This is a genomic window from Nocardioidaceae bacterium SCSIO 66511 (assembly GCA_023100825.1).
Taxonomy (GTDB): domain Bacteria; phylum Actinomycetota; class Actinomycetes; order Propionibacteriales; family Nocardioidaceae; genus Solicola.
The window spans coordinates 1,282,771-1,304,715 of record CP095846.1 but is presented as its reverse complement, the minus strand read 5'-3'; the positions used below and the strand labels follow the sequence as shown (position 1 = coordinate 1,304,715).

The window sequence follows — 21,945 nt, the reverse complement described above, 5'->3', positions numbered from 1 at the left end:
CTCAGAGCTCCGCCGTTGCGAGGATCCGGCCGAGATCGATGCCCGCATGTGCGTACCGCTCGGGCCTCGTCGGTATGCCCGACATCCGTCGCAGCTGCCCGTCCTGCGTTGCGAACACGGCTTCGGTTTCGATCAGGTCGTTCTCGACCCGTCCGGTGACCGCGACGATCTCGTCGACGCGCCGCTGACCGTGCTCGTCGATCGCAAGGTGTACGACGAGATCGACCGACGCAGCGACGGTGGGAACGACGAACCGCGCGCCGATGTTCTCCGCGGCCAGCAGCGGGAGCGTACACAGCTTCACGAGAGCTTGGCGTGCGGAGTTCGCATGCAGGCTGGCCATCCCGGGCAGACCTGCGTTGAGCGCGAGTAGGAGGTCTAGGCACTCTGCCGAGCGAACTTCGCCGACGATGATCCGCGACGGGCGCATTCGGAGTGCTTCTTTCACCAATGTACGAAGGGGAATCTCACCGGTGCCCTCGAGCCCGGACTGCCGCGTCTGCATGGCAACCGTGTCAGGGTGCCCAAAACGCAATTCAAATACTTCTTCGCACGACACCACCCGTTGCGACCCCGGGATCGACGCGGCAAGACAGTTGAGCATCGTCGTCTTACCCGCCTGGGTGCCGCCGGAGACGATGATGTTCAGCCCCGCGCGTACGCTCGCATCGAGAAACGATGCGACCGGCACGCTCATCGATCCCAAGCCGACGAGATCGTCCAGGGAGTAGGCCCGAGCGATGAACTTCCTTATGTTGACGGCGTCGTAGCCTCGTGCGATGCCGTCGCGTACGACGTGCAGCCGGTGGCCGCCCGGCAGCATCGCGTCGACGAACGGCTGACTGACGTCGAGTCGTCGGCCGCTCGACTTGAGCATTCGCTCGACCAGATCACGTACGTCTTCGGCGGTCAGGATCGTGGTTGTCAGCTCAGACTTGCCGTGCCGTGCGACGAACACCCGGCTCGGCTCATTGATCCACACCTCTTCAACGGTGGGATCATCGAGATAGCGCTGCAGGACGCCGAACCCGGACACCCGCGAAACCATCTCCCCCACCAACGCGGTGAGGTCCTCCACCGGCGCTACGCTCCCGGTGAGACTGCGCCGATCATGCTCGGCGGCTACCTGCTCCGCGATCCGTCGCACCGTATGCAGCTCACGGACGGGGTCTATGCCCCGCTCACGAACTCGGTCGCGTACCTGCTCGGCAAGATCCACGGTGTCAATCGCGGGCGCCACGATCATCTCCTCGAAGTCGTGACACGGGATAGTGCCGTACCCGAGCCGATCTGGCTAGACCCCGACCAGCATCCTGTGGACAACACAGACCCCGGGCGCGGGTGACCCACGGAATAGCCGGAGCCGGAGAACGACGGTCGCGCGTGACGATCAAGGGCAGACGAAAAAGCGTCGGACTTTCCCGACGCTGGTGCGTGGAAGTTCGTCGATGAAATGCCAGGTCCGGAGCCGAGCTGAGGGCACGAGATACTGAATGCCCCACTCGCGCAACTCAGCAACGGCCGGTGGAGATCCACTACAGGAACGGCGAAGCACTGCCCGGCTACGAGATTCTCGTCGTGACCGGTCACTGTGGCGACTTCCGCCGCGTGTTCCAGAGCGACCGGGTAGCCGAGTTGTGGAACGACTGGGACGGCTCCGACCTCTCCTGCGTCGGCGGAGACCCAAGGTGGCAATGCGTCGTGACTGACCGAGTACACGATGCGCTGATCAACGCCGAACTCGAACGCCTCGAATGGACCGGCAGCGAGGACCTATAGGGCACCCTTGCGCCGAGTCCGTACCTCGGCCTACCGACCGTCTACCTGTGCGGCACGAAAGTCTTCCGCTTGTCGTACACCCTCGGAATGAAGCGCGGTGGGCTGGACACGTAGGTCACCACGACATGCCTGCCCCTGCATCTGTCGTAGCCGCGGGCATACCCACCGGCGAAGCCGTCCAGGTAGCCGCCAGCCGTGTCGAAAATGCGATGCACCCTGCGCGGCTTCATGCCCCGCTTGACGCGACGGAACTCCTTGTTGGATACGCACTTTGGAGTGTCGCGACGAGACCGCGTCCAGAGCACGTGCTTGTCCATCACCCGCCCGTTGTAGAAGTCCACTGTCAGGGCACCGCGCTTGGGACGCGAACAGGTCCGATACTGGCGGGTGGAATACCGCTCCAGTCCGGGGTTGCGCGGCGCGAAGATCTGGCGACCCGACGTATCGAACTTTCGACGTACGTGACGGATCGTCATGTCGTCCTTGATCGCACGGAACTCCTTGATGGTGACGCACCCACGGCGTGCCTCATGCGACGTCGAAGCCGATGATCGATGGTCTGCCGAATGCGCCGGGCCGATGCCGAGTGAGGCAGACAGACCGAACGCGGCGACCATCACCAGGCAAACCTTCATTCATCCAGTGTGCGCCGCATCCGTCGCCCTTGTACGGCAAATCTACGACTCCGCACCTGCCTGTGCCCCGCCACGGTGGTGCTCGGGTGGCGGGGTGTCAGGCGGCGCTGGGTTTTCGCTTCTCTGGAACGGTTGTGTCTGTTCTGCCGGGGAGTTTGGTGGTGGTGCCGGCGGTGACGAGGTAGGACCGTCCGGCTGGTGAGAGCCATAGCCAGATTCCGGGCGCCGGAGATGACACGGTCCAGGCGGTGAATGTCTTGGCCCGGTGATGGAACCGACACAATCTGTGTCCGTTTCGTGAGTCGGTCGGGCCACCGTCGGCGTAGTTATGGATGTGGTCGTAATCGCCCAGCTTCGCCGGACGGCTGCAGTACGGGAACGTGCACGTCAGGGCATTCATCAGCGCGGTCTGTTCCCGCAACCGTGGCGGTGCGACATACCCGGTGGTCGAGATCGTGGTCTCCAGATCGATGACCGGCTTCACCACGACCCGCGACGATTTGCCGAGGATCTGCTCGGCCTCCGACCTCGTGATGGCGCCGACGTCGTCGAGTGACCAGGTGCCCCAGCACCGGTCGTAATGAAGGTAGAGCACCGTCTCCCGCAACCCACGCCCATGACGACGCCTGCCATCTGAACGCTTCGGCTCAGACTCGCCCTCGGATTCGGGCTCGGGCCCGGGCGCGGGCTCGGGTTCGGCGGGTACGTCCACGTCAGCGTCGTCGGTTTTGTCGGCGACGAGGTTGTAGAGGTCGTCGAGGCTGTCGGGTTCGTGGACCATGCCCATCGCCACTGACCGGAGGATGTGGTCGGGACGTTGGTCGCCGAGGAACCGCATCGACTCCACCAACTGATCCAACCGCTGGTCGAGACGTTGTCCGTCGTCGACCGACAGCGTGCCAGAGAGGTAGGCGACGCCGTCTTCGAACCAGATCGTCACACCCCGACGACGCCGTGCCTCACGGCGCTTCTTCTCCGCACCGTCGGGGTCGTCGACGAACCGGATCTGATCGAGCACCAGCTGCAGCCGCGGCATGGTGATCCGCCCAATCAGCGGAGTCCCGTCCACATTCGCAGCCGACAACCGCCGGTCGGCATCGGAGGCTTGGGCGATGGTGAACTCCCGCGTCGCACGGGCGACTTTCCGAATCCGCCACCCATCCACACTTCCCTCGTGCAAACAGGCGTACAGCCGCGGCAGCCGGTACGCCATATCGAGTGCGTCGGCGATCAGCGACCGTGCTCCGTTCACGGAGAGGCCGAGGGCGGGTCCGACTTCGGCGACCGCGTACTCCGACACCGCCGGCGTTCCGGATCCTCCGTAGCGGGTCCACTCATTCACCCCACCCGCCTGCGCAAGCGGTTCGGACGCGATCTGACGCAGATACGCCATGACCGCATCGAACTGTGCGGCCTCGGTGCGGGCGATCTGAGCACGAGCGGCCGCAGCGATATCGAGACCGTCGGTGGTCTCGACATCGTCGATCAGGTTCGCCGTCCTCATAACCCACATCATGCCACCCGCCACCGACAAGACCGGGTGCCAGAAGCCCTTATCCACAAGGGAAAACGAAGATTCTTGAAGAATCTTTTCGGACGGTCACGCGAGGCAGGCGGATCCGAGCTGACAGCGGCGTGACAGCACTGCGACAGCGAATGCTTCCATCGTTTATGCCAGAAAGCACTCAGCTTGGAGGGACGGTCGGATGACGTTGACGCACAACCGTCGTCGAACGGGTCAGTTGCCGGCGTTGCGGTACTGCTCGATCACGTCCTGGGGGATGCGGCCGCGGCTCGACACAGCGATGTCGTTGGCCCGGGCCCAGGCCCGAACTGCTCTGGTGTCGACGTCAGTGGTGACCTGGCGAGTGTGTCCCCCAGTGCGGCGACGCCCGCCGGTACGCCTGCCGGCGTCAATGTACGGAGCGATGACCGCACGAAGATCCGCGGCGTTGCTTTCGGAGAGATCGAGTTCGTACTCGGCACCGTCGAGTGCGAACCGTACGGACTCGCCCTCGCCCTCCTCGAGCTCGGTGCCGTCGAGGTCGTCGATGATCCGGACTACGGTCTTCCTTGCCACGTTCGCTCCTCGTCACTCCCCGTCGTGTGCGTGTACGTTATCCGAACCGCTTGCCAAGGGATACGCCGGCCGGTTGGCAGAACCGCTTAGGTTCCTGGCGGGTGACGCTTCGTCGTACCGCGAAACCCGTCCGAACTGCGAACCCCACGGGCCGCCGGGCCGTCTCCCAGATGTCTGCGCCGAGCAAGTCGGCCGTAACACGAAAGCGAGGATGTGACCGATGGCAAAGGACGAGCAGAGCACCGACCGTAGAGAGATCGAACGGCTGCGTACCCGCGTGGAGCGACTCGAGGGGCATCGGCGCACAGCGGAGGCGTACGCGGGGTACTCGCGTCTGTACCCCGCCCTCGGCGTCGCCATCGTGGTTGCGTCATTCCTGCCTCTGTACGACGACGTCGCCGACGAAGAGTCGGGTATGTCCTGGTCGTACGGCTCCGTCTGGGAGCTCCTCTCGCAGGACAACAGCGGGGCATCGATGTTCGGCTTGCTGATGATGCTCGGGCTTGCCTGGATGCTGGGCCGTACGGCGTTCGTCCCTGTCACCGAGAACATCGCCATGCTGATAACGATGGCGGTCCTGGGCGTGCTGCTGGCGATCATGGTCATAGCGAAGCCGGCGATGCCCGACGTCAAGCCGGATATCGGCTACGGAGGGCAGGCCGGTATCGCCCTCGTGCTCTTGACAGCAGCGGTGGCATTGATCCATGCATGGCAGATCTTCAGCGAACAACGTCGTTCGCGGGTTTGAGAATTCGAGTACAGACGCACCGCAGCCCGGCTACGGTTTCGCGCATGAGGATGACGCGTACGACCGCGCTTTGTATCGCAACTGCATCGGCAACCGCACTATGTGCGACGGCAACGACAACGGCAGAGGCCGATGCTGACACAAGTCGGGCACGCTCCGGCACGTACCGGGGCGCCGTGCACGACAAGGGCGAGCAGCCGAGTGACAAGGCTTGGGTTCGGTTCAAGGTCGGCCCGAGCGGGCGCTACGTCACCAAGTACCGGTCGCGCGTATGGGTGACGTGCTGGCTGGGCGGCACGACGTACACCTCGCTACCCGTCAAGTTCAAGGCGCCGAACGCGAAGATCAACCGCAAAGGGAAAGTAGACCGCCGCTGGAAGCGGAAGTTCAAGGTCGACGGCGAGTCGTACAAGCTGAAGGGGCGCCTGAAGCTCAACCTACGACGCCCCAAGCACGTACGAGGACACATCCGGCTCGAGTTCGCCGACTGCTGGACCGGGCGAGACAACAAGTCGGGCCGGATCAAGGCCAAGCGCGTCGGCAGGTAGACCTGCTGGACGCTAGCCGTCCAGTAGGCCCCGACGCTGCGCATGTACGCCCGCCTCAAAGCGGGTACGCGCGCCGATCCGCTCCATCAGCTCCGCCACCCGTCGACCCACCGTACGGCTGCTGATGTCGAGCTGCCGGGCGATCGAGTCGTCCTTCATACCTGCAGCGAGCATCGTCAGCAGTCGTCGATCGAGGTCGGACGCATCCGGCTCTGTCGTCACCGGAACGCCTTGATCCCAGAGCAGGAAGAACATCTGAACGAGGGCGTCCAACAATGCGCTTCGGCGTACGACCAGTGCGCTGTCGACCATCCGGTCGACCGCCAACGGCAGTAGTGCGACCGACCGGTCGGCCACCGCGAGCTTCATCGGCACAGCCGGGTGGACCCGCGACTGCTCTCCCGCTTGCGCTGCGTCGTACGCGTCGTCGACGGCGCCGGGGACCTGCAGCGAGTCCGGCGCGTAGATGCCGCGTACGGTCACGCCGTCGCCGAGCAGTCCGAGTACGCGCGGCTGGCTCTCCCCCGCCCCGCTCGCGTACGGCGGGCGGTCAAGCACGAGGAGCTCTCGCTCGGTCGCCTGCACCAGTTGCGCGAAGCGGGCCGCGATCGCGTCCTGGCCGGTCAGCACCTCGAGCAGCGACTCCGGCCGGTACTCGTCGGGCACGGTCATCTCGTCGAGCAGCTCACGTGCGGCCGCCTGCGTGCGGTCCAGGTCTGCCCGACGCGCCGCGATCAGCACCTCGACGGCCACGTCCGGCCGCGTGGGGACGAGCCGCGCGGGATGGTCGGGCGTACGACTCAGCAGCCCCAGTTCCTCCAGCCGTCCGGCCGAGCGGCGGACGAGATCCGACGAGCGTCCGATGCGCTCAGCCAGATCCCGCACCGTGCACTGCGGATGGCGCAGCAGCGCCCGATACGTCGACTCATCCTCAGACGAGACACCCACGTGTTCGAGCACCGCGACCCCCGGCCGATTCACGACATGTCTGGCACCGGCCACGCTAGCCGATAGCGGATTGCGGATCCCACCAGGTAGAACACCTGCATGCTCTCCCGATCACGCCCGGCCGCGTTGCTTGCCGTCGCTGCGCTGCTCACCGCAGCCCTCCCACTGGCCGAGACCGCCGCCGCGCCGGACCGGCCCGCCGGGCGTACGAAGGCCGCATCGACATCCCCGACCGGGACAGTCACCCTCCTCACGGGAGACCGCGTCACCATCGGCAGTCCGCTCAACGGAAGGCCGACCGTCACCGTCGACCCCGCCGACGCAGACTCCGCGGGATTCTCGGTCGAACGCGACGGCGACGATGTCCGCGTCATACCGAGTGATGTCGCCGGCCTCGTACCGCGCGTACTCGACCCAGCATTGTTCGACGTCACTTCCCTTCTGGACATGGGATATGGCGATGCCGACCGAGACACGCTGCCGCTGATCGCCCGCCACGCCGCGGGAGTCAGCACTCTCGGCAACGCCTCACTGCTGAGTACGAAAGCGGAGCTCGCCAGCCTCGGCGCATCGGCGACCGAACTCGCGAAGGACGAGTCTGCCGAGTTCGGCGACGACCTCGCCGAAATCAACACCGCCTCTGCCCGCGCAGCCGCGGCCGAGCTCGGCGGCGTCACGAAACTGTGGCTCGACGGCCAAGTAGCGGCAACGAGCCTCGACGGATACCTGGAGCAGGTGAACGCACCCGCCGCATGGGACGCCGGTCTGGACGGCGACGGTGTCTCGGTTGCAGTCCTCGACTCCGGAGTCGACTCCGGCCACCCCGCCCTGGTCGACAAGGTGACCGCTGAGGCCGACTTCACCGGTGGCGACGGTCCCGCAGACGGCAACGGGCACGGTACGCACGTCGCATCGCTCATCGCCGGCAACGGCGCGGGCTCCGACGGTGCTCGACACGGAATCGCAGCCGGAGCCGACCTGCTCAACGCGAAGGTACTCGCCGACGACGGCTACGGTCAGGAGTCCTGGGTCATTGCGGGGATGGAATGGGCGGCTGAGAACGGCGCCGATATCGCGAACCTCAGTCTCAGCAGCCCGCCGACCGACGGCGACGATCCGGTTGCTCAGTCACTCGACACGCTGACGGAGGAATCCGGCACGCTGTTCGTCGCTGCCGCCGGGAACAACGGTTGGGTCGGGTCCGATCCGTTCACCATCGGCTCGCCCGGATCCGCGGCGTCGGCGCTCACGGTGGGCTCCGCCAGAGCCAACGGCGGCCAGTCTCGGTTCTCCAGCGAAGGTCCGACGCGGGGCACGTACCGCCTCAAACCCGATGTCACCGCACCGGGCGAGCAGATCCTCGGCGCAAAGGCGGGCGCTAGGGAAGGCGAGCTATACGTACCGATGTCCGGTACGTCGCAGGCGACGCCGATCGTTGCGGGCGCGACCGCGCTCCTTCGTCAACAGCACCCGAATTGGACTGCTGCGCAGCTCAAGGCGCGGATCGTATCGACCGCGCAGCACCTGGACGGCCAGACCTCGTGGACCGACGGCGGTGGCCGAGTCGACCTGAAGGGAGCGACGGCCGCGACTCTGCGGTCGGACACCGCTTCGCTCGACTTCGCGTACGTCCGTCACCCCGACGAAGAGGTACGCACGCGTGAGGTCACCTTGACCAACCCAGGCGACGATCCCGTGACGGTGCAGATCGACGACACCGAGTCGGATACAAAGGGCAACCAGGCCCCGGCGCGTGCGCTCGAGGCGAGCCCGTCCGAACTGACCGTGCCCGCAAACGGGAGCGCCACCACGACGGTGACGTTCGACCCCGGGCTGTTGCCCGACGGTCAGTGGCAGGGTGGCATGTCGTTCGTCGCCGACGGCACACCGCTGCTACGACTTCCCTTCGGTGCGTACGACGAGCCCGAGCGTTATGACCTGAACGTCAAGGTACTCGACCGCAACGGCGACCCGTACGACCCTGAGGCGGCACAAACCCATCCCATGGCAGAGCCCACCATCGCGCTGTTCAACGCCGACACCGGAGGCTTCTATCGGATCCGTCTGAACGACAACGGCGAGGGACACGCGCGGGTCGATCCGGGCCACTACATGGGCTATGGCCGGATCGCGACACCCACCACGAAGGGGCGGGTATCGTTCTCGCTCGCCGGTACGCCGGAGCTGGTGGTCGACGACGACACCGACTTCACGATCGACGCACGGAACGCCAAGCGACTGCGCCCGCCCCACGTCGTCGGGCAGCCCACGAAGCTCACCCAGTCGACGCTCGTCGCATCGCGGCACGCGGACTCGCGCGGCTACACCGAGCTCGGCTTCTTCGATCCCGACGAGATCGATCGCGGCCTCGTGTTCGTCGAGCCATCGGGCTTCGTCGATCGAGGCCGCTTCGACACCGATCTGCGCTGGCGGCTGGAGCCGACCGGACGCGTGCCGCGGTCGGCACCGGACGCGTACGAGCTCGACCTCGCAGGTCGACGGCTGCCGGGCACGACCGGGATGCGGCTGACCCGACGCGATGTACGCAGGCTCGCCCGAGTCGAGAGCGATTATCACGCTGACCGTACGCCCGGCGAAGGCGCTATCGCGCGCTCGTTCATCAACACCAGAAGCAGTATCGGCATCACACACAACCGCGCCGTCGACCTACCGGCAGACGAGGTGGATCTGTTCAGCGCCGATCCGAGTGTCGCTTGGAGGGATTGCCTGGACCTGCCCGGCAACGCGATGAAGCCGCTGTGCGGCGCGCAGCGTCATTATGAGGTCGGGGACCGCCAGACCCGCGAGTTCGCCTCCGCCATGCACGTTGCACCGGTCCTCGCCCAGCGAACCGTCTCCGGATTGCGGGTCGAGACGGGCATCGGCGACGGCGCACACTCCGGCAAGGTCGCGGCGGCGACGTACCGAGGATCGAAGCTGACCCTGCGCAACGGTAACGGCAAGCTGCTCGGGCGCTCGAACAGCACGTACGGCTCGTTCGACGTCGCCCCGGCAACCCGGAGGTTCCGAGTCACGCACGACTGGACGCTCGACCCCGAAGCGATCGGCGCGGCACCGGAGTCGCATACGACGTGGACGTTCCGATCGACGCCCCCGGAGAATCCCGCACTAGGAGGCGACACGACGCCGCCGCTGCTCAACGTCGACTACGGGCCACGAGTCGATGGCCGCGGATTCGCCGACGCCGGTCGCAAACTTCCGCTCGATCTCTCCTTCGACCATCTCGAGGAGGCCGATGCGACCCGGCGGATCACGAAGACGCAGGTCTGGTGGTCGTCGAACGGAGGCAAGGGCTGGCATCGCCTCCGCGCTCGACGTACTGGCGACTCGACGTACCGGGCGACGGTTCCGGCACGAGCAGTACGCTCCGAACGCCCGCTGTCGCTGCGAGTCACCGCCCGAGACGCCGAAGGCAACAGACTCCGTCAGACGTCCATCGGACTGGTGCGCGCCCGGTAGCAGAACCGGATTCATCGGCCGTGCAATGTCACAAAACGGCCTCCTACTTCCTCCTGATGAGTACACACTCGATCAGGAGGGGCAATGGCCGAGGACACGACCGGGACCGGCGATACCCCACGCGCGAGTGACTCGACTCCACCGCAGGTGGGAGGCCCGAATGTGGTCGTGGCGGGCAACGTGGCGTCCATGTCCGCGCCAGTCCTTCAGCGACGTCGCCGACTGGCTTACGAGCTGGGTTGGCTGGTCGGTCTGTTCGCGATCTACAACCTGGGCCGGCTGCTGGCGGCACACAATGTGAGCTCGGCGTTCGACAATGCGGCCAGCGTGTGGAGCATGGAGCGGCTGCTGCGCCTGCCCAACGAGGGCCTGCTCCAAGGCTGGTTACTCGACGTGTGGCCGAGCGGTGTCGAGCTCGCCAACCGCTACTACGCGTTCGCACACTTCCCGGTGACGGTCGGCTTCCTGCTCTGGATGATGTGGTTCCGGCCCGGCTACTACACCTGGGTACGCCGCGCTCTGGTGATGGTGACCGGCGCCGCACTGGTCGGTCACCTGCTGTACCCGCTCGCTCCCCCGCGGATGATCCCGAAACTCGGCATGATCGACACGGGTCAGTTGTTCGGGCTGAGCGTGTACTCCGGCTCGCCGCACACCGGTATCGCGAACCAGTTCGCGGCCATGCCGAGCCTGCACGTCGCGTGGGCCGTACTCGTCGCCGTCGGCATCATCGCAAGCGCACGGACTCGCTGGCGCTGGCTGTGGCTGCTGCACCCGGCGGTGACCCTTCTCGTCGTTGTCGTCACGGCGAACCACTACTGGCTCGACGCGGCGATCGGCATCGCGCTGCTCGCGGGGGCGCTGTGGCTGGCGCGCGGCGCATTACCGTCGCCTCACCCCGACCGATCTGAGCCCGCGCGTACCGTCGGTGTCACAAACTGCGGGCGAGTCGGGTCAAAACAGTAGGAGCCCATGATCGAAAGGACTGCCATGCACACCGACGACCCGGAGCTCGACGCCGAAACCGCGGCCTTCACGGAGCACCGTCAGACGTTGTTCCAGGTCGCGTACCGCATGCTCGGCAGTGTCGCCGATACCGAAGACGTACTGCAGGACGTCTGGCTGTCCTGGGCGTCGTCACCGCGCGACGATGTCGAGAATCCGCGTGCGTACCTCATCCGCACCACCGTCAACGAGTCGTTGCGCCGTCTCGGACGCGCCCAACGGCGGCGGGAGACCTATGTCGGACCATGGCTTCCGGAGCCCCTGGTCGATGCGGAGCCCGACGCATCGGACCCGGCCGTACGCGCCGACGAGGTGTCGATGGCGCTGCTGGTCGTACTCGAGACCCTAGGGCCGCTCGAACGCGCAGTCTTCATCCTGCGCGAGACGTTCGGCTACGACTACGCCGAGATCGGCCGCATCCTCGATCGCAAGCCGGCTGCCGTACGCCAGCTCGCGCACCGCGCTCGCCAGCATGTGCGCGAAGGGCGCCCGAGGTTCGAAACCGATCCGCAGGTACGAAAGGCCGTCACCGAACGGTTCCTGGCGGCCGCGCTCGGCGGAGACCTCGAGACGCTGCTGACGATCCTCTCGCCCGACGTGTCGCTCTGGACAGACGGTGGTGGCGTCGTACACGCCGCGCGCCGAGTCGTGACCGGCAGTGACAATGTCGGGCGGCTGATGAACGGGCTCGGCGCGAAGGGCGAGTTCACCGGCCTCGAGGCCCGACCCGTCGACGTCAACGGCGACCCTGGCGTCGTGATCTCCTCGGGTGAGGACATCTACGCCGTCGTGATCGTCGAGCTGGCGGCAGACGGCGAACACATCCAGGACATCTACGGCATCACCAACCCGGAGAAGCTCCGCAGCATCGAGCTGTGACGCCGGTCTCTTTTCCACTCTCCCTGTCACACCTGACCGCAGCACCTGCTCTTCCCTGTGATGCCGGACAACGTGGTCCGGCCTGAACGGAGGACGGATACATGTGGGGAAAGCTCTCCGATCTGATGCTGCACAGGCGTCGCCGAGTGCTCGTCATCGCGCTCATCGTGGCGCTCGCGGCCGGGGCTTCGAGCGCCACCCTGTTCGACGAGTTGAAGGGCGGCGGGTTCGACGACCCCGGCTCCGACTCAGCCAAGGCAGCAGAGATTCTGCGCGACGACTTCGGACAGGGCCAGTCGAACCTCGTACTGCTCGTGGACACCGACGGCTCCGTTGACGACGACACGGCCCGGGCCGACGCGACTAGTCTCGTCTCCGATCTCGACAAGGAGCAGTACGTCAAGGGCGTGACGTCCTACTGGACATCCGGCGAACCGGATCAGCTGCGCAGCACCGACGGTGACCAGGCGCTCGTCCTCGCCACCGTCACCGGCGACGACACCCAGATCGACAAACGCCTCGGCGATCTCGCGCCGAAGTACGAAGGCGAACACGGCACGATCGAGGTCACCGCCGGTGGGTACGCGATGCTTCAGCACGAGATGTCGAAGCAGTCCAAGGAGGATGCGACGATCGGTGAGGCGATGGCGTTCCCCATCGCGATGATCGCACTCGTCCTCGTGTTCGGCAGCATCCTGGCCGCCGCGCTCCCCCTTGTCGTCGCGTTGGCGACGCTGCTGGTGACTCTCGGGGTGATGTGGGTGCTGGCGAGCATCACCGACGTCTCCGTCCTCGCGGTGAACGTCGTCACGCTGCTCGGATTGGGTCTTGCGATCGACTACAGCCTGCTGATCGTGAACCGCTTCCGCGAAGAGATCGACGCCGGCAACGAGATCGCTTCGGCTCTTCGTACGACGGTCAGCTCGGCGGGCAAGACGGTCATGTTCTCCTCGATCACCGTTGCAATCGCCCTTTCCACACTGCTGTGGTTCCCGCCGGTCGCGCTGCGCTCGATGGCGTACGCCGGCATCGCGGTCGCCCTGATCGCCGCATTGGCGTCGTTGACGGTCCTTCCGGCCCTGCTCGCCGTCGCCGGTAAGCGGGTGGCGAAACGCCGGTTCGGACGCAAGACGTCTGCTCGAAGCACCGAGGACGGCTTCTGGCATCGGCTCGCGTCGTTCGTGATGCGGCGCCCGATCCCGGTCGCGACCATCATCGTCCTGGTGTTGCTCGCCCTCGGCACGCCGTTCCTCGGCGTGAAGCTCAGCTCACCCGACGAGCGGGTGATGTCGGACTCGTCGAGTGCGCGTCAGGTCGCCGATGCCATCCGAACCGACTTCGCATCGGAGGAGCAGAACGCCCTGAGCGTTGTCGTACCCGACGCCGGTGGCGATCTGGAGACGTACGCCACCGACCTGTCCGGCCTCGACAACGTAGCGCGCGTCGACGGCGCGGGCGGCTCGTACGTCGACGGCGCGGTCGCGGCCGAACCCGGCCCCGGCAGCGACCGGTTCCGGTCCGGCGACGACGCATCGCTGACGGTGGTGCCGTCGACGGACGACCAGGACGCGTTGAACGACCTCATCGTCGACGTACGCGACGTCGCACCGGGTTCCGCGTACGTCGGAGGTCCGGCGGCCATCAACTACGACCTCACCCAGGTACTGCTCGATCGGTTGCCGATCGCGGGCGCGGTGTTGGCGCTGTCGGTGATGGTGCTGCTGTTCCTGCTCACCGGGAGCGTCCTGCTTCCGGTGATCGCGATGGGGCTGAGCATGCTGAGCCTCACGGCGACGTTCGGCGCGTTGGTGTGGATCTTCCAGGACGGTCACCTCTCCGATCTGCTCGGCGGCTTCACCGTCACGGGCTCCCTGACCGCCACCGTGCCGGTGATGTTGTTCGCGGTCGCCTTCGGACTCGCGATGGACTATCAGGTGTTCCTGTTGGCGCGGATCAAGGAGGAGTACGACCGAACTGGCGATCGCAACGCGGCCGTCGCTCTCGGACTGGAGAAGGTCGGCCGGATCGTCACCGCGGCCGCGGTGCTGATCTCGCTGGTGTTCCTCGGCTTCTTGGTCTCCGACATCACCTTCATGAAGGCGTTCGGAGTCGGCCTTCCGCTCGCCGTGCTGGTCGATGCAACGCTGATCAGAGGCGCCCTGCTACCGGCGACGATGCGGCTCGCCGGCCGCGCGACCTGGTGGGCGCCCGGGCCACTGCGCAGGTTCCATGACCGCTACGGCCTGCACGAGGGTGAGTCGGCCGAGGCTCCGGAGCGCGAGCCCGTACGCGTCTGACCCGCCCCGCTGGGCATGACGTACGCGCGCGACACACCGGCGTGTCGCCACTCGTACGTCATGCTCAGCGGGCCTAAGTCGCTTCCCAGCGGAACAAGCGCGCGGAGATCGCCGTCAGCACCGCGGCGAAGCCGAGCAGCACGGCGCACGGTACGAAGATCGCCGTGAGTCCCTCGCCGCGGACCATCACATCGAGCATTCCTTCGTTCAGATGCTTGAGCGGGAAGATCTGGCTCACCGCCTTCAACCACGACGGTGCGTCGTCGAGCGGGAAGAACGATCCCGACAGGAAGGCCATCGGCAGGATGATGAAGTTCGCGAGGCCGGTCGCGCCCTCCTCGGTCTTCGAGATGGATCCGGCGAACAACCCGATCGCCATGAACGACAGCGTCCCGCACACCAGCAGCGGCACGCACAGCCATGCTCCGCCGGACATCTGCAGCCCGAAGAACACCGACGCGACGCCGATGAAGATCACCGACTGCACGGCGGCAATACCGAGGCTGACGACCACGCGCGACAGCACGATCGACGACGTCGGGACCGGCGCGAGCCGCAACCGTCGCAACATCCCGTTGCGTCGCCAGACCACGAGGTTCGCGGCGGCGCCGAACGTCGCACCCATTGCGATGGCCCAGCCCAGCAGCCCGGGCGTGAGGTACTGGACGGTCGTCAGCGACTCGTCCTCGACCTTGCTGGCCTTCAAGGTGAACGTCGGAGGCTTGCCCGTCGCCTGCATGTTGGCGCTCTGCACGATCGACTGCATCACGCCCTGCAACGTCGCCGCCCGTACCTGGTTGGCGGCCGTGTAGTCGACGTGCACGGTGTCGCCGTCCTGGGTGATCACTGCGTCTGCGTCGCCCTCGCGTACGTCGCGCAGTGCGGCATCGAGATCGTCGGACTTGGAGATGTCGAGCACGTCGTCGAACGACTTCTGTGCCGCTTCGGGCGCCTCGTCGAACAACGCGACGTCGCCGACCTGGATGACCGAGCCCTTGGGTACGTCGCCCTCGTCGTTGAACAGTCCGGCGAAGAGCACCAGGAACATCAACGGGAACAGGATCGCGAAGAACAACGCCATCTTGTCGCGCAGGAAGCCCTTGCCCATCGCCACGGCGAGGCTCGCGAACGCCGTCATGCGCGGTACTCCCGGCCAGTGCGGTCCAGGAACACGTCCTCGAGCGTCGCGCCCTTGACGGAGAGCCCTTCGAGCGCATCGCGTTCTGCGAGCCAGGTGAGTACGCGCGCGGGCTCGACCGTCGTGATCGTGAGCGCACCGTCGTCGCGACTGACCTGGCCGGCCGGCACCTGCTCGGCGTCGGCGGGCGACAGCGCGTCGTGCGCGAGGCTGATCTGCACGGGAGCTTCGAGTCCTCGGATCAGCGCCGCCGGCGAGTCCAGCTCGAGGATTCGACCGTGGTCGATGATCGCGACCCGATCGCACAGCTGCTCGGCCTCGTCCATGTAATGCGTCGTGAGCACTACTGTGCGACCGGAGTCGTTGAGCCCCTGCAGGAGGTCCCACAGATTGCGGCGCGCCTGCGGATCGAGCGCCGCCGTCGGCTCGTCCAGGAAGACGACATCCGGATCATGCACCAACGCGCAGGCGATCGAGAGGCGTTGCTTCTGACCGCCGGAGAGATCTTCGGTACGTACGTCGGCCTTGTCGACCAGGCCGACATGATCGAGCATCGCGTCCACGCGGTCGGCGTCCACGTCGTACAGCCGCCGGAAGGTGTCGAGCTGTTCGCGAGCCGTGAGCCGCTCGAAGAACGACGACGCCTGCAGTTGTACGCCCATCCTCCGCAGCAGCGAGGGGTCGCGCCGCGCCGGATCGACGCCGTCGACGGTCACCGTGCCGGACGTCGGAGTACGAAGGCCCTCGATCATCTCCAGCGTGGTGGTCTTGCCCGCACCATTGGGTCCGAGCAGTCCGAAGAACTCACCGGGGCGTACCTCGAACCCGACCTCGTCGACGGCGACCAGGTCGCCGTAACGCATCGTCAGCCGGTCGACGCTGATCCCCGCTCCCATGCCGGGAGGTTATCCGAGGCCGGTGCCACCACTCCCGTCAGGCCGTCAGGAGCGAGCGTACGATCCGCAGCCCGACCGAGAGGCGAGCGAGATCCGGGGACTCCTCGCCCCAGATGTCCTCGAGCATCCCCTCGATGCGTTCGAGCGTTCCGGTCTCCTGCTCGATCCACGCCGTGACCCGTTCGGCGGCGCTGAGGTTGCTCGGGGTGTCGCGCAGGACGAGTCCGGTGAGATCGTGGTGCGCTCCGAACAGGTCGTCGCGCAACGCGGCACGCGCCATCGTCTGCCAGCGGTCGTCGCGCGGCAGCGACGAGATCCGGCGCAGCAGACGGTCGAGCCCGAGCGACTCCCCCAGCTGGAAGTAGATGCGTCCGACCTCGGCCGCGGGCACCTCGTGCTTACGCGCGGTCACGACGATGCCGAGCGCGGCGTACGCCGGCTCGACCGACGCCACGCGGTCGGCCAAGGCGTCGGGTACGCCGACATCGGTGAGGCGTTCAGCGCGTTCGCGCATGATGTCGAGCTCGCGTCCGACCAGCAGATCCGGCATCTCGCGCAACACCCGCTGCACGTCGGTGCCGAAGTAGTCGACGGTGCCTTCGGCGTCGACCTGCCTGCTGTGGTTGACCATCCAGCGCGACGTCCGCTCGGTCAGGGTACGAAGGATCAACCGCATCCTGGTCTGGATGTCGGCGGGTACGACGTTGTCGAGCTCGTCGATCTCGGCGCCGATGGCATGGATGCCGTAGATCTCGGCCGCGATCGCATGCGCTCGCGCAAGCGCATCGGCCGATACGCCGGTCTCGGACGCAAGCCGGTAGTAGAACGTCATGCCCGCGCTGTTGATCAGATCGTTGACGATCGCCGTCACGATGATCTCGCGACGCAACGGATGCTCCGTCATCGCATGGCGGTACGCCTTCTTCATATCGGTCGGGAAGTAGCTGAACAACCGGCCGCGGAAGAACGGGTCGTCGGCGATGTCTGACTCGATCAGCTTGTCGGCCAGCACGATCTTCGTGTACGCGAGGAGCACCGCCAGCTCCGGAGACGCGAGCCCCTTGCCGTCGGCGCGGCGGGTCGCCATCTCCTCGTCGGACGGCAGGAACTCCAGCTCGCGGTCGAGCAGGCCGTCACGCTCGAGCTGGCCGATCCAGTCGGCGTGCACGTGCAGCAGACTGGCGGCGCCGGCCACGGCGTTCGCGAGTGCGGTGTTCTGTTCGTAGTTGTCGCGGAGCACGAGCTCGCCGACCTCGTCGGTCATCGTCGGCAACAGGTCGTTTCGGGCATCCCGGGTGAGCTCGCCCTTGCGGACGACTCCGTCGAGCAGGATCTTGATGTTCACCTCGCGGTCGGAGGTGTCGACGCCGGCGGAGTTGTCGATGAAGTCGGTGTTGATCCGGCCACCGGTCAGCGCGTACTCGATCCGGCCGAGCTGGGTGAAACCGAGGTTGCCGCCCTCGCCGACACACTTGCAGCGCAACTGCTCGCCGTTGATGCGAATCGCGTTGTTGGCCTTGTCGCCCACGTCGTCATGGGACTCGCTCGAGGCCTTGACGTACGTACCGATGCCGCCGTTCCAGAGCAGGTCGACGGGAGCACGCAGGATGGCGCTCTGCAGCGCACCGGGTGACATCTTGACGACGTCGTCGTCGAGGCCGAGGGCCTCGCGCATCTGTGCGCTGACCGGGATCGACTTCATCGTACGCGCGAAAACGCCGCCGCCCTCGGAGATCAGCGACTCGTCGTAGTCGGCCCATGACGACCGGGGCAGGTCGTACAGGCGGCGACGCTCGGCGTACGTCGTGGCCGAGTCGGGGTTGGGGTCGACGAAGATGTGGCGGTGGTCGAACGCCGCGACCAGGCGGGTGTGCTGCGACAACAGCATGCCGTTGCCGAAAACGTCACCGGACATGTCGCCGATGCCGACACAGGTGAAGTCCTCCTGCTGGCAGTCGACACCCATCTCGCGGAAGTGCCGCCGCACCGACTCCCACGCGCCCTTGGCGGTGATTCCCATGCCCTTGTGGTCGTAGCCGACCGAACCGCCCGAGGCGAACGCGTCGCCGAGCCAGTAGTCGTACGACTCCGAGATCTCATTGGCAAGGTCGGAGAAGGTTGCGGTGCCCTTGTCCGCGGCGACGACGAGGTAGGAGTCGTCGCCGTCCCATCGCACGACATCGGGCGGTGGCACCGACGCGCCGTCGACGCGGTTGTCGGTGACATCGAGCAGGCTGGAGATGAAGAGCGTGTAGCAGGCCTTGCCCTCGGCGAACCACGCATCGCGGTCGACGGCAGGATCCGGAAGGTCCTTGCAGTAGAACCCGCCCTTCGACCCGACCGGCACGATCACGGTGTTCTTGACCATCTGCGCCTTGACGAGACCGAGCACCTCGGTACGGAAGTCCTCGCGGCGGTCGGACCAGCGCAGACCTCCGCGCGCGACCTTGCCGAACCGCAGGTGCACGCCCTCGACCCGCGGTGAGTAGCAGAAGATCTCGTACCTCGGCCGGGGCTCCGGCAGGTCGTCGATCTCGGTCGGCTCCAGCTTCAGGGAGACGAACGGACGCGGTTTGCCGTCGGCGTCGGTGCGGTAGAAGTTGGTACGCAGCGTCGCTCGGATCAGATTGCGGTAGCTGCGCAAGATGCGGTCCTCGTCGAGCGTCTGCACCTCGTCGAGCGCGGCCTCCAGCTGCTTCTCGACCTGGTTGACGCGCGCCGTCCGGTCGGGGTGATCCGGTGCGAGGGAATCGCCCAGGTCGACGGCGAACCGCGCCTCGAACAGATCGACCAGTAGACGCGAGATCTCGACGTTGCCGAGCAGGGACTGCTCGATGTAGTTCTGGCTGAACGGCGAGTTCGCCTGCCGCAGGTACGTCGCGTACGCGCGTAGGACGACGACCTGGCGCCAGTTGAGTCCGGCGGCGAGCACCAGCCGGTTGAAGCCGTCGACCTCCGCGTCCTTGCTCCAGCACGCGAGGAAGGCGTCCTGGAAGAGCTCGAGATCGGTCTTGGTCACGCCGCCGCGCGTACGAAGGCCGAAGTCGTAGATCCACGACTCGATGCCGCGCGCGTGGATCGGGTACGGGCGCTCGTCGACGACATCGACACCGAGGGAGGTGAACAGCGGAAGGACATCGGACAGCGACAACGGCGCACCACAGCGGTAGATCTTCACCCGCCCCTCGCCGCCGTCTTGGCCGCCCGGCGCGTAGTACTCCAGCGCGACCTCACCCGGCTCGGTGAGCTCCTTCAACCGGCGCAGGTCGGAGACGGCGGTACGCGCGCCGAAATCCTCCTTGTAGGCCTCGGGGAACGCGTCCCCGTACGCCTGGAGCACCTCGGTCGTCGCGGCCTCTCCCATCACGTCGTCGATCGCCCGGCGGAAGTCGTCTTCCCAGGAGCGGGTGGCATCGGCCAGCCTCTGCTCCAGCGCAACCGGGTCGAGCTCGCCGATCTCGTGGCCCGAGTCGGGGCGTACGACGTAGTGCAGCCGGGCGAGCACCGACTCCGTCACGCGGGCGGTGAAGTCGATCGTCGGCTCCCCGCCGACCGCGCTCGCGAGGATGCGCTCGAGCCGCAGGCGTACCTGCGTCATGTAGCGGTCGCGTGGCAGATAGATCAGGCAGGACAGGAACCGGCCGTAGTCGTCTCGGCGCAGGAACAACCTCAGCTGGCGACGCTCCTGAAGATGCAGCACGGCATTGGCGATCGGCACGAGGTCGTCGAGCGGCGTCTGGAACAGCTCATCGCGCGGGTACGTCTCCAGCAGGTCGATGAGCGCCTTCCCGCTGTGGCTCGCCGGATCGAAGCCGAGCTTGTTGAGCACGCCCTTCGCCTTGTCCTTGAGGACTGGCACGCGGGTGACGCTCTCGGTGTATGCGGACGAGGTGAACAGGCCAAGGAACCGGCGCTCACCGTTGACCGCACCGGACTCGTCGAACGTCTTGACGCCGATGTAGTCGAGGTACGCGGGCCGGTGGACGGTCGAGCGCGAGTTCGCCTTGGTGACGATCAGCAGCGTCTTGTCACGTGCCTTGGCCTGCGCGGCCTCGGGGAGCTCCTTCACGCCGCCGAGGGCGTCGGAGTCGGACCGCAGGATGCCGAGCCCGCTGCCGGCGACGGGGCGCAGCCCATCGACGCCGTCGACCTCGACGAGCTCGTACTCGCGGTATCCCATGAACGTGAACTGGCCGTCGGCGAGCCAAGTCAGCAGCTGCGCCGCCTGGGTGACCTCGGCCTGGTCGATGGGCGGCGGCGACGTCTCGAACCCGGCGACGATCTCGCGTGCCCGGGCCTCCATCTTCTGCCAGTCCTCGACGCTTTCCGCGACATCGCGCAGCGTACGTTGCAGCCCCTGCTCGATCGCCTCCATCGCACCGGGCTCGGAGATCTCGTCGAGCTCCAGATGCATCCAGGACTCGCGCATGCGGGTCGGGTCCGAGTCGTCGACCTCCTCGAGCTCACCGGTGTCGACCTCCACCTGGGAGAGTCGGCCGGTGATATCGCGGCGTACGACGAACTGGGGATGGATGACCAGGTCGATGCCGTACGACCGCTGGGTGAGGTACGACGTCACCGAGTCGACGAGGAACGGCATGTCGACCGCGACGATCTCGATGACCACGTGGCCGTCGGCGTCCCAACCGTGCTCCTCGACGGTCGGCGTGAACGCGCGTACTCGACAGGTGCCCTGCGGCCGCTCGGCGGCGAGCCGCAGATGGCTCTCGACGGCCGAGCGCAGCCCCTCCGGGGACCACTTCGCCATCTCGTCATCGGGTACGTGCTGGTAGTACCGCTCCACCAGCGTCGTCAACTCATCGGCGGATACAACGTCACCCATGGCAGGGAAGCCCTCCAGCGATTCTCATCGCACGCCGTTGTGCGATAGGACGACAGTAACGCCCGGCAGCGGACTTCGGACGCCGCCCCACCCGAGTTGTCGACAATCTCCTCGAAAGGCCGCGCGGCGAGCGGCATCGGCCGCGACAACTCACGGTCCGGGGCTGACATGATGTGCGCATGCAGCTGAACGAGACTCTCGATTACGCGGCCGCTCCCGATGCGGTGTTCGCGATGTTGTGCGACCCGAAATGGCGCGAGCAGGTGTGCGAGCTCGCACATGCGAAGTCGTACGACGTACACGTCGACAAATCGGGCGACACCGCCACGATCACCGTGCAGCGCACCATGCCGGCCGAGGTTCCCGATGCCGTCAAGGCGCTGCTCGGCAAAACCATCGAGGTCGAGCAGATCGAGCGGTGGGCGGCACCCGACGCCGACGGTACGCGCAGAGCGCAGGTCTCCGTACGGATCAAGGGGCAGCCCGCGTCGATGGAGGGCACCAGCGTGCTCGGCGGCGGCGACAGCAGCACCCTGGTCGTCACCGGCGATGTGCGGGTGAAGGTGCCGTTCGTCGGCCGCAAGCTCGAGCCCGAGGTCGCCAAGGCGATCAGCGCGGCACTGCGCATCGAGGAGAAGGCCGCCGCCGACTACCTCGCCTGACCGGTGA

Annotated in this window: 16 protein-coding genes; 8 read left to right on the top strand and 8 right to left on the bottom strand. The window is 66.5% G+C overall.

Annotated features, from left to right (window positions below; all coding sequences use genetic code 11):
• Position 1: 1 nt before the first annotated feature.
• Complete coding sequence (gene tadA / locus MU582_06035) at positions 2 to 1,240, bottom strand: Flp pilus assembly complex ATPase component TadA (GenBank protein ID UPK76198.1); 1,239 nt, start codon at positions 1,238 to 1,240, stop codon at positions 2 to 4.
• A gap of 284 nt (positions 1,241 to 1,524) precedes the next feature.
• On the opposite strand from tadA, the gene MU582_06030 reads away from it, so the two are divergent.
• Positions 1,525 to 1,779: a hypothetical protein gene (locus MU582_06030; GenBank protein ID UPK76197.1), complete on the top strand. Its 255-nt coding sequence runs from the start codon at positions 1,525 to 1,527 to the stop codon at positions 1,777 to 1,779.
• A gap of 41 nt (positions 1,780 to 1,820) precedes the next feature.
• Here MU582_06030 and MU582_06025 read toward each other — a convergent pair whose 3' ends face one another.
• The 3 genes from MU582_06025 to MU582_06015 form a co-directional block, all read right to left on the bottom strand.
• Entirely contained in the window at positions 1,821 to 2,414 is a 594-nt protein-coding gene (locus MU582_06025) for a hypothetical protein (protein ID UPK76196.1), read from the bottom strand.
• Between the two features lie 97 nt (positions 2,415 to 2,511).
• Complete coding sequence (locus MU582_06020; protein UPK76195.1) at positions 2,512 to 3,918, bottom strand: HNH endonuclease; 1,407 nt, start codon at positions 3,916 to 3,918, stop codon at positions 2,512 to 2,514.
• A 234-nt stretch (positions 3,919 to 4,152) separates the two neighbouring features.
• Positions 4,153 to 4,494, bottom strand: coding sequence for an Lsr2 family protein (locus tag MU582_06015; protein ID UPK76194.1), 342 nt, complete (start codon positions 4,492 to 4,494; stop codon positions 4,153 to 4,155).
• Positions 4,495 to 4,714: 220 nt separating this feature from the next.
• Between MU582_06015 and MU582_06010 the strand changes: the two genes are divergently transcribed.
• The gene (locus MU582_06010; GenBank protein UPK76193.1) at positions 4,715 to 5,242 is read left to right on the top strand and encodes a hypothetical protein; all 528 of its coding nucleotides are present in this window, start codon (positions 4,715 to 4,717) and stop codon (positions 5,240 to 5,242) included.
• A 44-nt stretch (positions 5,243 to 5,286) separates the two neighbouring features.
• Positions 5,287 to 5,790 (top strand): hypothetical protein, encoded by a 504-nt coding sequence (locus MU582_06005; GenBank protein ID UPK76192.1) that lies wholly within the window; start codon positions 5,287 to 5,289, stop codon positions 5,788 to 5,790.
• 12 nt (positions 5,791 to 5,802) lie between these two features.
• Here the strand turns inward: MU582_06005 and MU582_06000 are convergent, their stop codons facing one another.
• A complete protein-coding gene (locus MU582_06000; protein ID UPK76191.1) occupies positions 5,803 to 6,738 on the bottom strand; it encodes a winged helix-turn-helix transcriptional regulator in 936 nt (311 codons plus the stop codon).
• 99 nt (positions 6,739 to 6,837) lie between these two features.
• Between MU582_06000 and MU582_05995 the strand changes: the two genes are divergently transcribed.
• The 4 genes from MU582_05995 (at position 6,838) to MU582_05980 (ending at position 14,399) form a co-directional block, all read left to right on the top strand.
• Complete coding sequence (locus tag MU582_05995; protein ID UPK76190.1) at positions 6,838 to 10,218, top strand: S8 family serine peptidase; 3,381 nt, start codon at positions 6,838 to 6,840, stop codon at positions 10,216 to 10,218.
• Positions 10,219 to 10,407: 189 nt separating this feature from the next.
• On the top strand, positions 10,408 to 11,184 hold the full coding sequence (locus tag MU582_05990) for a phosphatase PAP2 family protein (GenBank protein UPK76189.1): 777 nt from the start codon (positions 10,408 to 10,410) through the stop codon (positions 11,182 to 11,184).
• Between the two features lie 6 nt (positions 11,185 to 11,190).
• Positions 11,191 to 12,102: an RNA polymerase sigma-70 factor gene (locus MU582_05985; protein ID UPK76188.1), complete on the top strand. Its 912-nt coding sequence runs from the start codon at positions 11,191 to 11,193 to the stop codon at positions 12,100 to 12,102.
• Positions 12,103 to 12,203: 101 nt separating this feature from the next.
• The gene (locus tag MU582_05980) at positions 12,204 to 14,399 is read left to right on the top strand and encodes an MMPL family transporter (GenBank protein UPK76187.1); all 2,196 of its coding nucleotides are present in this window, start codon (positions 12,204 to 12,206) and stop codon (positions 14,397 to 14,399) included.
• 73 nt (positions 14,400 to 14,472) lie between these two features.
• Here the strand turns inward: MU582_05980 and MU582_05975 are convergent, their stop codons facing one another.
• From MU582_05975 to MU582_05965, 3 genes are read right to left on the bottom strand one after another with little or no spacing between them, the layout of a single operon-like run.
• Complete coding sequence (locus tag MU582_05975) at positions 14,473 to 15,537, bottom strand: ABC transporter permease (protein ID UPK76186.1); 1,065 nt, start codon at positions 15,535 to 15,537, stop codon at positions 14,473 to 14,475.
• Entirely contained in the window at positions 15,534 to 16,433 is a 900-nt protein-coding gene (locus tag MU582_05970; GenBank protein UPK76185.1) for an ABC transporter ATP-binding protein, read from the bottom strand. The genes MU582_05975 and MU582_05970 overlap by 4 nt, the downstream gene beginning before the upstream one ends.
• Positions 16,434 to 16,470: 37 nt before the next feature.
• Entirely contained in the window at positions 16,471 to 21,276 is a 4,806-nt protein-coding gene (locus tag MU582_05965) for an NAD-glutamate dehydrogenase (GenBank protein UPK76184.1), read from the bottom strand.
• Positions 21,277 to 21,455: 179 nt separating this feature from the next.
• On the opposite strand from MU582_05965, the gene MU582_05960 reads away from it, so the two are divergent.
• On the top strand, positions 21,456 to 21,938 hold the full coding sequence (locus MU582_05960; GenBank protein UPK76183.1) for a DUF2505 domain-containing protein: 483 nt from the start codon (positions 21,456 to 21,458) through the stop codon (positions 21,936 to 21,938).
• The last annotated feature ends 7 nt before the right edge of the window (positions 21,939 to 21,945 follow it).

Excerpts from the sequence above, each read along its gene's own strand:
- MU582_06025 (UPK76196.1), bottom strand. The coding sequence starts at position 2,414 with ATGAAGGTTTGCCTGGTGATGGTCGCCGCGTTCGGTCTGTCTGCCTCA.
- MU582_06020 (UPK76195.1), bottom strand. The coding sequence starts at position 3,918 with ATGAGGACGGCGAACCTGATCGACGATGTCGAGACCACCGACGGTCTC.
- MU582_06010 (UPK76193.1), top strand. The coding sequence starts at position 4,715 with ATGGCAAAGGACGAGCAGAGCACCGACCGTAGAGAGATCGAACGGCTG.
- MU582_06005 (UPK76192.1), top strand. The coding sequence starts at position 5,287 with ATGAGGATGACGCGTACGACCGCGCTTTGTATCGCAACTGCATCGGCA.
- MU582_05995 (UPK76190.1), top strand. The coding sequence starts at position 6,838 with ATGCTCTCCCGATCACGCCCGGCCGCGTTGCTTGCCGTCGCTGCGCTG.
- MU582_05990 (UPK76189.1), top strand. The coding sequence starts at position 10,408 with ATGTCCGCGCCAGTCCTTCAGCGACGTCGCCGACTGGCTTACGAGCTG.
- MU582_05985 (UPK76188.1), top strand. The coding sequence starts at position 11,191 with ATGATCGAAAGGACTGCCATGCACACCGACGACCCGGAGCTCGACGCC.
- MU582_05980 (UPK76187.1), top strand. The coding sequence starts at position 12,204 with ATGTGGGGAAAGCTCTCCGATCTGATGCTGCACAGGCGTCGCCGAGTG.
- MU582_05975 (UPK76186.1), bottom strand. The coding sequence starts at position 15,537 with ATGACGGCGTTCGCGAGCCTCGCCGTGGCGATGGGCAAGGGCTTCCTG.
- MU582_05970 (UPK76185.1), bottom strand. The coding sequence starts at position 16,433 with ATGGGAGCGGGGATCAGCGTCGACCGGCTGACGATGCGTTACGGCGAC.
- MU582_05965 (UPK76184.1), bottom strand. The coding sequence starts at position 21,276 with ATGGGTGACGTTGTATCCGCCGATGAGTTGACGACGCTGGTGGAGCGG.
- MU582_05960 (UPK76183.1), top strand. The coding sequence starts at position 21,456 with ATGCAGCTGAACGAGACTCTCGATTACGCGGCCGCTCCCGATGCGGTG.